At 54.0% G+C, this 12594-nt stretch carries 9 protein-coding genes; all 9 read left to right on the top strand.

Annotated elements, in window-relative coordinates; translation table 11 throughout:
* The first annotated feature begins 78 nt into the window (after nucleotides 1-78).
* The 9 genes from A2V21_307265 to A2V21_307225 all read left to right on the top strand — a co-directional run bounded on the left by A2V21_307265 (nucleotide 79) and on the right by A2V21_307225 (nucleotide 12524).
* Entirely contained in the window at nucleotides 79-3192 is a 3114-nt protein-coding gene (locus tag A2V21_307265) for a hypothetical protein (protein OIJ74078.1), read from the top strand.
* A gap of 36 nt (nucleotides 3193-3228) precedes the next feature.
* Nucleotides 3229-5688 (top strand): hypothetical protein, encoded by a 2460-nt coding sequence (locus A2V21_307260; GenBank protein ID OIJ74077.1) that lies wholly within the window; start codon nucleotides 3229-3231, stop codon nucleotides 5686-5688.
* Nucleotides 5689-5756: 68 nt separating this feature from the next.
* Nucleotides 5757-7004: a glutamate dehydrogenase gene (locus A2V21_307255; protein OIJ74076.1), complete on the top strand. Its 1248-nt coding sequence runs from the start codon at nucleotides 5757-5759 to the stop codon at nucleotides 7002-7004.
* 253 nt (nucleotides 7005-7257) lie between these two features.
* Nucleotides 7258-8601 carry a chromosomal replication initiation protein DnaA gene (locus tag A2V21_307250; GenBank protein OIJ75100.1) on the top strand — a complete coding sequence of 448 codons (1344 nt, stop codon included), beginning with the start codon at nucleotides 7258-7260 and terminating at the stop codon, nucleotides 8599-8601.
* 274 nt (nucleotides 8602-8875) lie between these two features.
* Nucleotides 8876-9979: a DNA polymerase III subunit beta gene (locus A2V21_307245; protein OIJ74075.1), complete on the top strand. Its 1104-nt coding sequence runs from the start codon at nucleotides 8876-8878 to the stop codon at nucleotides 9977-9979.
* Nucleotides 9980-10152: 173 nt separating this feature from the next.
* Complete coding sequence (locus A2V21_307240; protein ID OIJ74074.1) at nucleotides 10153-10308, top strand: 50S ribosomal protein L34; 156 nt, start codon at nucleotides 10153-10155, stop codon at nucleotides 10306-10308.
* Between the two features lie 37 nt (nucleotides 10309-10345).
* A complete protein-coding gene (locus A2V21_307235; protein ID OIJ74073.1) occupies nucleotides 10346-10711 on the top strand; it encodes a ribonuclease P protein component in 366 nt (121 codons plus the stop codon).
* A 3-nt stretch (nucleotides 10712-10714) separates the two neighbouring features.
* Nucleotides 10715-10969, top strand: coding sequence for a membrane protein insertion efficiency factor YidD (locus A2V21_307230; protein ID OIJ74072.1), 255 nt, complete (start codon nucleotides 10715-10717; stop codon nucleotides 10967-10969).
* On the top strand, nucleotides 10962-12524 hold the full coding sequence (locus A2V21_307225; GenBank protein OIJ74071.1) for a hypothetical protein: 1563 nt from the start codon (nucleotides 10962-10964) through the stop codon (nucleotides 12522-12524). The genes A2V21_307230 and A2V21_307225 overlap by 8 nt, the downstream gene beginning before the upstream one ends.
* The last annotated feature ends 70 nt before the right edge of the window (nucleotides 12525-12594 follow it).

Raw genomic sequence — 12594 nt, 5'->3', positions numbered from 1 at the left:
TATTATAATGTAGGCTCGCCCCGTGGTTTTGTCAAGAAAGAGGCGGGGTTAGGGGCGTGGGGCTATTGCCTTTTTCCTGTGTTTGGCTTATCATGCTGGCTCATGGTCGATGACATACTAAGTAAGGACGAAACCGAGGCATCTGTCAAACTCGCCTCTCTCGGATTTACCGACGGCATGGGCGCGTTAAGGGACCTGAAGCTCCTTTCGCTCGGAGCGCTCTCCGGCTGTTTGGAAGAGGTCTTGAGCCTCTCGCTTTCCTCCCCCTCCCCTCAAGCGGCGCTCAATAACCTCGAAAGGATAATGGCAGAGGCAGGCCCCTATATTGGCCGCCTGAATAATGACGAGCTTTCGGCCCTTACGACCATCTGCGGCTCCTCCCCGTTCCTTTCATCTATCATCATAAAGAACCCCCAATACCTGGGCTGGCTTTTTGCCGGCGCGCTCGGCCAGTACAGGGACGAGAGATCGCTCAAAAGAGAGATACTCGAAAGGACCGCCCCTCTTTCAACGCCTGAAGAGGTCTCAAGGGAGATAAGGCTCTTGAAACAGAAGGAATATCTGAGGATAGGCTCAAGGGACCTCCTGCGCATCGCTTCTGTCGAAGAGACTACGCGTGAGCTATCCGACCTCGCCTCCGCGTGCCTTGAGGCGGCCGTTACCTTCTCGCTCAAGCACATTAAGGCCTCCTGCGGCGCTCCTTTATACACGAACGAGGAAGGGGAGACAAAAGAGGCCGGGTTCGTTGTAATAGGCCTCGGGAAACTCGGCGGCAGAGAGCTCAACTTCTCCTCAGACATAGATATTCTATATCTGTACTCATCAGACAAGGGCGAGACGACCGGGGTCGAGGGCTCCGCAATAAGCCTCCACGCCTTTTTCGTAAAGGTATCGATGCTCGTGACCAGGCTCATCTCGAACGTCACGGACGAGGGCTTTGCCTTCAGGGTGGACCTCGACTTAAGGCCCGAGGGCAGGAGCGGGGACGTGGCCAATTCGCTCCGGAGCGCGGAAATATATTACGAGTCGTGGGGGCAGCCCTGGGAGAGGGCCGCGCTCATAAAGGCGTGGCCGGTTGCCGGGTCGCTTCCTCTTGGCGAAGAGTTCCTCAGGATGGTGAGGCCGTTCGTTTTCAGGAAGTACCTCGACTTTACCGCGATAGACGAGATAAAAACGATGAAGGAGAAGATAGACCTGAGCCTCCTTCGAAGGGATCCCGACACGGTGGACGTAAAGCTCGGCTCAGGCGGCATAAGGGAGATAGAGTTCTTCTGCCAGGCCCTGCAACTCGTACACGCCGGACGTGATATCGAACTGGGCGAGAGGAACACACTTGCCGCGATAGAGCTCCTCAAAAAGAAACAATATATAAGCGAGGAGGAGGCCGGGCGGCTTGCCGGGGGATACGTCTTCCTGCGCGACCTTGAGCACAGGATACAGATAGTGGAAGGAAGGCAGAGCCAGGCCATACCCGCTAAAAACGAGCCCCTCGAGCGGCTGGCGAGGATGATGGGCTTCCGGGATACCATTGACAGGAAGGCGGCCGAATTCTTCTGGGATGAGTACAGGAGGATTACCGGCGGCATACACGAGCTCTTCAGGTCTTTATTTTATAAGTCCGAGGAGGCTCAGGAGGTCCCGCTGGAGTTTCAACTCATCCTGTCGCCTGACCTGCCGGAGGATGACGCGCGCGGGAAGCTCGCCGAGGCAGGCTTCAAAGACACTGAAGCAGCATATAAGAACATGCTCCTGTTGAGGGACGGCCCTCCCTTCGCGCGCTTGAGCGCAAAGGCCAGAGTGACCCTCCAGAGGCTTGCGCCGATATTCCTTTCAAAGGCCGCCTCTTCGCCCGACCCCGGCAGGAGCCTCGCACACCTTGAGCGGTTCATCTCATCTGTCGGGGCGCGCACGGCCTTCTACTCGCTAATGCTTGAAAACCCCGGCGTCACGAATGAACTTGTAAAACTTTTCGGCACCAGCGTATTCCTTTCGAGAGACCTGATCGAGCGCCCGGAAAGCCTCGACATACTCCTTTCAAACGAGCTTTCTGTCCCGTACAAAAGCCGTGAGAATATAATCGAGTCCTTTATGGGCGAGGCCTCCTCGGGCAAGGGATACGAAGAGGTCCTCGACGCCATAAGAAGGCTTAAGGCGCAAGAGCTTTTTAGAATCGGGCTCAACGACATAGCGGGCGCCCTCACGCCGCGGCAGGTCTCCGGCCAGATGACTTTTTTAGCCGAGGCCGCCCTCGATGCCTCCATCAAGATCGCCAGGGACGCTCTTAAAGAGCGCTACGGAGAGCCTGCGGGAGGCAGCTTCGCCGTCATCGGCATGGGCAAGCTCGGCGGCAGAGAGCTCATCTACGGCTCTGACCTGGACATAATATTCGTATACTCCGCGCCGACGGACGGGACAACGGACGGAGCGAAGGAGATATCCTCGCACGAATACTACGTGAGGCTCGGCCAGCGGATAATAAGCGTTGCAACCCTGAGGACGAAAGAGGGCTTTATCTTCAATGTGGACGCGAGGCTTCGCCCCTCTGGGAGCGCGGGGGCGCTTGTGGTTTCGGAAGAGGCGCTCTTGAAATACCATTCCGGGGCTACACAGGTATGGGAAAGACAGGCGCTCACGAGGGCGAGATGCGTTGCCGGCGACATGGCGTTCGGCTGCCCGGTGGTAGAAAGACTCCGGGAGATACTCTACTCCAAGCCTTTGACCACGGCCGACGTGGACGAGATGCTCCGGATACGCAAACGCATGGAAGTTGAAATTGCCAAGGAAAACGCGAATCGGTATAATGTCAAGACCGGGCGCGGCGGGATAGTGGATATCGAGTTTCTCTCCCAGGCCCTGCAGCTTAAATACGGCGCCGCCAAAGCCGGGCTCAGAAGCCCGTTTACGCACAAGGCCCTTGCAAGGCTCGGACGCTACGGCGTAATACCAAAAGACGACCTGGACTTCCTTTTAAGGGCCTATTCCTTCATGCGCCTTATCGAGACCAGGCAGAGGATAGTCCACGACCGGCCTGAAGGCTATCTCTACAAAGGCTCGGAAGAACTCGCCACCCTTGCCCGCAGTACCGGCTACACAGGGATTGAAGCGGCCGATAAGCTATTAAAGGATTACACGGAGATAGCCGAAAGGGTCAGGGGGACCTACGTAACGACGCTTGAGGCCCTAAAAAGTTAGAGGTAGCCTTAAAAACAAGAAGATGGAGGACTTAAGATGAAGGACGGGCACGGGGAACTGAGCGAGATCGGTCTGCCGAGGCTCCTCCACCTTATTTATCTCAAAAAAGACGACGCGGCTGTCCTCGATATTATAAAAGAGCCTATAAAGAAACGGTTCTTCTTCAGGAGAGGGCTGCCGGTGGCGGCAAGCTCCAACATCCTGGGCGAGGTGCTCGGCAGGCTGCTTATGCAGGAGGGCATCATCTCGCAGAAGGAATACGAGAGCTCGCTCGAGGTGGTCCTGAAGGAAAAAAAGAGGCACGGCGAGGTGCTTATCTCAATGGGGTTAATTACCCATCAGCAGCTCGAAGAGTTCCTCCGCCTCCAGCTCAAAAGAAGGCTCCTCAAGATATTCGACTGGAACGATGGCTCATACCGGTATATGAAGACCACGTTGCCCCAGAACCTCCCGCACAACCCCTTGCACCCGGCAGAGCTGATACTCGAAGGCATAAGCCTGGGCTTCTATCCGGTATCGAAGATAAAGACCGGCCTTAAGCCCTACATGGACAAAAAACTCGCCCCCTCCGCGATTGCCAGCTACAAGCTCGACGACTTCCGCCTAAACCTCCAGGAGAAGAGGTTTGTCGAGGCCCTCAAGGGAGAGGGCTCGCTCGAAGAGGCCCTCGCCTCCTCGGACCTTTTGCGCCACCGCGCCATCTCCATCGCGATGAGCCTGATACTTACAGGTGTTTTGAAGGACAGGGACGGCGCCGAAAGCGAGCCCGCCTATGAGATCGAGGAATCAAAAGAGGCACAGGCCCCGGAGGCGCAGGTAGACTCAAAGCTCAACTCAGAGCTCCTTTTCATGCGGGCAAAAACAGCCTTGCAGCACAAGGACTACCGCTCGGCGATAGAGATCTTGAAAGAGATAACCAACTTGAGCCCTGGCGAGGGCGAGTACTGGGCCGCTCTCGGTTGGGCGATATACAATGACGACCCGGGCAGGGTCGACGAAGCCGAAAGACTTATAAAGGACTCGATAGACCTCAACAACGACCTTGACAGCGCGTGGCTGTATCTGGGCAGGCTGTCTGCGGTCCAGGGCAAGGCAGACTGGGCCAGGAAGGCCTTCTCGACCGCCCTTTCCAAAAACCCCTGGAATACAGAGGCCCTCTCCGAGATCAAAAAGCTCGAGCTCGGGATCTCGCCTCCGGCAGGACCATTAGAGACCTCTCTTACCGGCGGCCAGGCCGCGGCCCTTGAGCTTTTGGCGAAGGCGGTAAGGAAGCGCTCCGGGCCGGCACTCATCGAAGGAGAGGAGGGCTCCGGAAAAACGACGGTGCTCCTTGAGCTCCTCAACAAATTATCCCAGGACAAGGTCCTCGCGGCCGTTCTTCTCAAGCCACATCAAAAAGAGATCGACCTTATAAAAGAGATAAACCTGGAAGTGGGCAGCCAGAGCGAGGCTACAACCGTCAAAGAGCAGCTCCTTAGCCTTGGCATGAGGGTATCCCAGAACAAGATACAGGGGGGTCAAAACATAATCCTGATAGACCGGGCGGACGAGCTCTCCACCGGCTGCCTTAAGCTCATCCAGTACCTGACGAGGCTCAAGACCCTGCAGATAATCCTTTTCAGCAGACCCGGGCTTTCAAGGAAGCTCAAGGAACTTGAGTACAAGGAGCTTGACGAAAGGCTCGCATGCAGGATAACGGTCGGCAATATGACCGGGGAAGAGACCGCCTCATTTCTGGAAGAACGGCTTAAGGCCTTTGGCCACTCCGGCTGCTTTTCGATCCCGGAGATGGAAGGGATATTCGCAAAGACGGGCGGCAACCCCGCGGCCGTTCTCAATGAGGCCAAGGCCATTGTCGAGAGGGCCGGGGCAGAGGCCAGCCATCTTGAAAAAGAGGAATGGGCCGAAGAAAAGCCTTTAGAAGAGAGCGGGTCAGCGCGCGACGTGATCGAGATAGGGGAGGAAGGGTTTTCTTTCGAGCCCCCTCAGCCAACAGAAGAAATTAAAGCAGAAGAGATCAAAGCGGAAGAAGTTAAAGAAGAGACTCCTGACCGGATAGAGTTGACTACATGGGAAGAGCCCCATGTGGAGCTCCCTGTAGAGGAAAAAAAGAGAGAAGCCACGCCTGTGCCCTCTGTTCAAAAAGCGCCCTCGCCTCCGGCTCAAAGGCCTCTGCCGCCACGGGAAGCCCCCAGGACGGCGCCAGAGCCAAAAGAGGAGGCCGCGCCGGAAGTCGCCGTTACGAGACGCAGAAGGGGCCTTCTAAAGCTCATCCTCTGGGTCATTGTCATGCTCGCGGCAGGGCTTGCCGCCGGGTCATTGATAGGCACCTACTGGTTTGACCATACAGAAGAACCGGCCATAGAACAGGTCGTGCCGCCGCGGGCGCCGTCACATGAACCACCGCCTCCAGCACCTGAGGCCCCGCAGGAGCCTTTGCCTCCCGAGCCCCCTTCCACCCCTTCCCTTGACAGAGGGGCTGTTGATGGTAAATAGTTTATAGTGGTCTCTTTCCTACACGCCAGGGGACGGGTTTCGCCGCCATAAACTTCTTAAGGGGTCTTATGCCAGAAAAAAGCGTTTTTGAAGAGGTGCTTTTAAACCTCGAGAAGGCGAACAGGCATCTCAAGCTCCCGCCAGCCATCTACGAAAGGCTCCGGACGCCGAGGCGTTCGCTTATCGTATCCGTACCGGTGCAGATGGACGACGGGAACGTGAGCTTCTTTACCGGCTACCGGGTACAATACGACTTTGCGAGGGGGCCCGCAAAGGGCGGCGTCCGATATCATCCGAAGGTAAACCTCGATGAGATTACCGCGCTCGCATCCCTCATGACCTGGAAGTGCGCCCTGGTGGACCTACCATTTGGCGGCGCCAAGGGCGGAGTGACCTGTGACCCGACCATTATGAGCAGGGAAGAGATCAAAAGGCTTACCAGGAGATATACCTACGAGATAGCGATCCTCATAGGCCCCGAATCGGACATACCTGCGCCCGACGTATATACCGACGAGCAGGTGATGGCCTGGATGATGGATACCTACTCGATGATAAAGGGGTACTCTGTGCCGGGTGTCGTTACCGGCAAGCCCGTGTGCCTGGGAGGGTCTTTGGGCAGGGGCAAAGCGACCTCATCCGGCCTTGTCACCACCATCCTCGAATCCTTAAAGCACCTCAACATGGCTGTCAAGGGGCTCACGGTCACCGTACTCGGCTTCGGGAAGGTCGGCTATAACGCCGCGAAGATATTGGAAGACGCAGGGGCGAAGGTCATCGGGATCGCCGACTCAAAAGGCGCCATCTACAACCCGCAAGGGCTCAATATAGAAGCGGTCGCCAGACACAAGCATGGATCAGACACGGTGCAGGGCTTTAAAGACGCGGAGGACCTTACGATAGAAGAGCTCATCTCTATTGAGACCGACGTCCTCATACCGGCGGCCCTTGAAGGACAGATAAACTCATCGAACGCCGGGTCGATCAAGGCAAAGCTGATAGCCGAGGGGGCCAACAGCCCCCTTACGCCTGAAGCTGACGAGCTTCTCCACTCGAACGGGGTCTTCATAGTGCCGGACATACTCGCGAACGCCGGGGGCGTCGTCGTCTCGTACTTCGAGTGGGTCCAGGACCTGCAGAGATTTTTCTGGGACGAGGCCGAGGTCACTTCACGCCTTACTACCATCATGAAAAAGGCCTTCAAAGAGGTGCTGGCCCTGTCCACAGGCAAGAAGATAGATATGAGGACCGCGGCGATGGTACTCGGGGTAAAAAGGGTGGCCGAGGCGGTGGAGATCAGGGGCCTTTATCCCTGAGGCGCGCCAACTCGCATCCCCGGCTGAGCCTACATGTAGTTGATTTATCTATCCTTTATTCTACCCGCAAAAATCTTGGTCTCCAGCCCATCAAAACCCTTGAAATCCTGATACCACTCTGATAAATTGGCTCCCTACTAAAAGGCCCCGGTTATCAACATCTGTGAATAACCCTGTGAATATCTTCCGGCTGCAATAAAACCGTTCTGGTCCCCGCTGTTTTTCCCAGAGCCGCCGGAACCGTTGGTGGATGATGGATTCCGAAGCGATCTGGAAAAACTGCCTCAATGTAATATCTGCCCATGTAAGCCCCCAGCATATAGCGACCTGGTTCAGGCCCATAAAGCCCGCGGGCGCGAACGCTACCCACATAGAGCTTGAGGTCCCCAACCGCTTCTTCCTTGAATGGATAAAGGAGCACTATCTTCCGCTTGTCGAGGAAGCGCTCCGGCAGGTCTCCAAAAAAGAGGTGGCCATCCTCTGGAAAGTAGGCGATGAGCCTGCAACCAAGGCGGCCGCGCCGAAAAAAAAGGAGAAGGAGAAGGATACCGTCAAGGCTCCCAAGCAGGCCGGGCTTAACTTAAACCCCAAGTACATCTTCGAGAACTTCGTCGTGGGAAAGGCAAACGAATTTGCCCATGCCGCCTGCTCTGCCGTGGCGAACCATCTGGGGAGCAAGTACAACCCGCTTTTCATATACGGATGCGTAGGGCTCGGCAAGACCCACCTCCTACAGGCCATAGGCCATAAGGTCCTGCAGGCAAACCCCGGTTCAAAGGTCTGTTATTACACCTCCGAACGCTTCGTGAACGACTTCATAAATTACGTAAGCCGCCAGAAAATGAGCGAGTTCAGGAGCAGGTTCAGAAACGTTGACGTGCTCCTCATAGACGACATACAGTTCTGGGCTGGCAAGGAAGGCACCCAGGAAGAGTTCTTCCATACCTTCAACACCCTCTACGAGAACCACAAGCAGATAGTGGTAACAAGTGATAAGTTCCCCAAGGACCTCGACAGGCTCGAAGAGAGGCTGAGATCGCGTTTCGAGTGGGGGCTGGTGGCCGATATCCAGCCGCCTGACATAGAGACGAAAATGGCGATATTGCGGAAAAAGTCCAAAGTCGAAGGGGTAAGGCTCCCGGACGATGTCGCCGGGTTTTTAGCCGAAGTGAACGGCTCGAACGTAAGAGAACTCGAAGGCTTTCTCAACAGGATAATAGCCGTATCAAGCCTCACTAATAAGGAAATCGACCTCTCGATGGCCAAAGAGGCGCTAAAGCACCTCGTAAAAGTAAAAGAAGAGAAGGTCGTTACCATAGACGAGATACAAAAGGCTGTAGCCTCGTTCTACGACATCAAATACTCTGACCTCAAGAGCAAGAGAAGACATAAGAACATCGCCCTCCCCAGGCAGATAGCGATGTTTATCGCAAGAGAGTACGGCGGTTTTTCTTTCCCTGAGATAGGCTCGTCCTTTGGCGGCAAGGACCATTCGACCGCCATACACGCCTGCAAAAAGATCGCAAACGAGCTGAAGGAGAACCAGGATATAAGGCAGGCGGTCAAGTCGTTGAAGCAGAATATCGGGATAAGGTAGGCAACTTCAGTATGTTGAGCCGTTCCCCACAGGCTTATCAACAGAAGAAGATAAAGATGTTGGTTAGCTTGCCCTTTTTGTTGGTAACCTGGTCGGGGCTGTGGAAAAAAAATAGCAGGGCGGTAAAAGGTTGACGGACGCGCGTTTTTATCAACACGCGCCGTGGCACTGTTAGGTACCGTTATCAACCACTTGGGCCGTTATCAACATACCAACATGGCCTACTGCTATCTACTACTATATTTTAAAAATATATCAATAATAGGAGATGAGGATGAAGTTCACTATTGGAAAGCCTGACTTCATAAAGGTCCTCCAGAGGATGCAGGGCATTGTAGAAAAGAGAAATACCATGCCGATTCTCGCCAATGTGCTCCTGGACGCATCCAAGGGCAAGATAACTATAATGGCGACCGACCTTGAGGTCTTCATAAAAGACTCGGTCCAGGCCGGGGTCTCTGAAGAAGGCTCCATTACCGTGAACGCGAGGAAGGTTTTTGAAATAGTGAAGGAACTTCCCGGAGAAACGGTTGATGTCACCGCTGGAAAGGACGATAAGCTTACCCTCAAGGCCGGGAAGGCCAGGTTTAACGTCATGGGGTTGCCAGCAAAGGATTTTCCGGTATTCCCTGTCGTCGATGAAGGGTCTTTACAGGCCATAGACGGCGAAGCACTGCGGGAGATGATAGACAAGACCTCGTTTGCGGTCTCAACAGACGAGACCCGGTACAATATAAACGGTTTCCTCCTTGAAAGGGAGGAGGGCAAGATAAAGATGGTAGCAACAGATGGACACAGGCTTGCCCTCATCATAAGGGAAGGGGACAATATCGCCAAAGGGCAAAAGGAAGGGGTCTTGCTGCCTAGAAAAGGTGTGATGGAGATGAAAAAGGTCCTGGATGAAAAGGAGGGCAGCTTCTTTCTCGGGATAACGCAAAAGAACGCCGTCATGAAAAGGGATTCTACCGTCGTCACCGTCCGTCTCCTTGAAGGGGAGTTCCCTGACTATAGGAGGGTAATACCCAAGGATAACGATAAGGAAGCAAAGGCTATGAGGGGTGATCTCCTGGCCTCTCTTAAAAGGGTATCGATCCTTTCAACGGATAAGATAAAAGGGGTAAAATTCAGCTTTAACAAAGATAAGCTCGTACTCTCATCTTCCAGCCCTGATATAGGGGAAGCGACCGAAGATGTCGATATCGACTTCCCGGAATCCGATATAGAGATAGCCTTCAACGCGAGATATTTCATTGACGTGCTCGAGGCTATAAGCAATGAGAAGGTCAGTATAGTCCTTAAAGATTCTTTAAGCCCTGGGATAATAAGGCCTGAAGGCGGCGAGGATTATACTTACATAATAATGCCGATGAGGCTCTGATAGATACTGGATAAAGAATGGGTCTAAAACGGCAATATACACGTTAAATCATAGAAAATCCTTGACATTTAAGGAGCCCCTGTGTCTAAATAACGGTTTGACCAGGGGCTTCTGTTTCTTTAACCCGGATACCAACGACACCAGAACGTAAAAATTAAGAAAAGGGACAAGTCATGCCGAAAAGAACATTTCAGCCGAGCAATAAAAGAAGACTCCGCACCCACGGGTTCCTCGTAAGGATGGCCACCAAGAGCGGAAGGGCCGTAATAAACAGGAGAAGGGCTAAAGGAAGAAAGCATCTTTCCGTGACCATCAGCACCAGTAAATAAGCGCGGGGTAAGCCCATTGGCATGGGCAGGGCTTATAATGAGCGCTGAGAAAAAAAAGTTCTCCTTTACGAAGGAGGAACGGCTCCTTAAGCCAGAGGAGTTCGCAAGGGTCAGGAAAACTGGAAAGAGGCTTTCGACAAAAAGTTTTACTTTTTACCTTCTACCGAACGACTTGGCCATAAAAAGGCTCGGGCTCGCCGTCAGTTCCAGGGTAGGCGGCGCAGTAAAGAGGAACAGGGTCAAGAGGCTATTGAGGGAGTTTTTCAGGCTCAACAAGGCCCTGTTCCCGGAGTCCACGGACATACTCGTAACCGTCAAAACCCTCGAGCAGATAAAGGGGCTCGCGGATGTAGAGGCTGAACTCAAAAAGGCGCTTGGCCTTAAGGCCCCGGGGTCCGGTTAGAAGATGTTCAAGAAGCTCCTGGTAGCCCTTATTTCATTTTACAAGGCCTTTATCTCTCCGGTCTTGCCGCCTTCTTGCAGGTTCTACCCGAGTTGTTCGGATTATGCGCGCCAATCCATAGAAATACACGGAACGCCCAAAGGCATATACCTTTTTTTAAGGAGGCTCTTAAGGTGCCATCCTTACCACGAAGGCGGGTTTGACCCCGTGCCCCCGGTAACCGAAAAAACGATGAAGAGGACTCCTTCGCATGGATAAAAAAGTCTGGATCGCCTTGATTCTCTCAATGGCGGTGCTCTTCTTATACCCCTATTTCATTCAGCAGTTCTATCCTCAGATTCAGCCCCAGGAAAAGGCACAGGAGACCCAGCAGGCGCAACAGCCAGCCACCGGCGCCGTGGCGGCTTCACCCGCCCTGCCCGTTGCAGAGCCTGTAAAAGAAGAGCTTACCGCGGTCGAAACCCCGCTTTTCAAGGCGGTCTTCTCAAGCGCCGGCGGCAGCATCAGAAACTTTGAGCTTAAAAGACATACAGATGGGATAGATGGCGGAAAGGCCGTAAACGTGACCGACCTGGTCGCCACAGAAAATTCCTTCAAGACTCAGCTCGATATCAACGGGGTGGCCGAGAATATCCTCTTTACCCCGTCAAAGGCATCGATCTCTATTGAAGAAGCCGGCAAAGGGGAGCTTACCTATATAGGCAGGTCCTCGACCGGGGCGACCATCGAGAAAAAATATCTCTTCTCCGGCGATACATACGCGATCAGCACTGTTTTGAAGGCATCCAACCCTACGGCCAGCGCCATTTCACTTCGGGCAGACACCGTCCTTTCCTCCAAGGTCTCAGGCACAGACGAAACAGGCTATCACCAGGGGCCAATTGTCAAGACAAACGACAAGCTCCTCAGGCAGGATGAGGACGAGGCAAGGCTCACCGGGGCAGCCAAGCCCAAATGGCTGGGCCTGGAGAACAAGTACTTTCTCTCCGCGCTCATACCCGCTGACGAAGGCCAGCTCTCCTGGATAACCGAGGTTCCTGTTGCCGGGCAGTCGAGAGCGACCCTGCAGTTCCCGGTAACGCTCGCCCCCGGGGCATCCGCGACATTGAACTATAACTCGTTTATCGGCCCCAAGGAGTATGACAGGCTTGTCAAGCAGAAGAACGGCCTTGAGGAGGCCATAGAGTTCGGCTGGTTCGACTGGATAGCAAAGCCTTTCCTCGTTGTATTGAACTTTTTCGAGAGGTACCTCGGCAACTACGGGATAGCGATAATCATACTCACGGTCATCGTAAAGGTGCTCTTCTATCCGCTTACAAAAAAGAGCCTCAATTCCATGCGCGAGATGCAGAAGATGCAGCCCCAGCTCGCCGCTTTGAAAGAGAAGTACAAGAACGACAAGGATAAGATGAACAAGGAGCTAATGGAGCTTTACAAGCGCTACAAGATAAACCCGCTCGGCGGGTGTCTCCCAATGCTCCTGCAGATACCGGTCTTCATCGCCCTCTACGAGGTCCTTTACGTGGCGATAGAGCTCCGGCATGCCCCTTTCTACCTGTGGATACATGACCTTTCTGCCAAGGACCCGTACTACATAACGCCGCTTCTAATGGGTGCGACGATGTTTATCCAGCAGAAGATGACGCCTTCTACGGTCGACCCGGCCCAGCAGAAGATAATGATGTTCATGCCGGTCATCTTTACCTTCATGTTCCTTAACTTCCCCTCGGGGCTCGTCCTCTACTGGCTCGTGAACAACGTCCTTTCCATCGGGCAGCAGTACTTCATCTACAAGACCCCTGCCAGGGCTTGACTTGAAAGGAAGATAGAACGGGATTAAAATGACCCCTGGCTTCGATCGAGGCCGGGGGTTTTTAATTTGT

It is taken from the genome of Deltaproteobacteria bacterium GWC2_55_46 (assembly GCA_001595385.3).
GTDB lineage: Bacteria > Desulfobacterota > GWC2-55-46 > GWC2-55-46 > GWC2-55-46 > UBA5799.
This window is presented reverse-complemented; position numbering and strand designations above follow the sequence as displayed.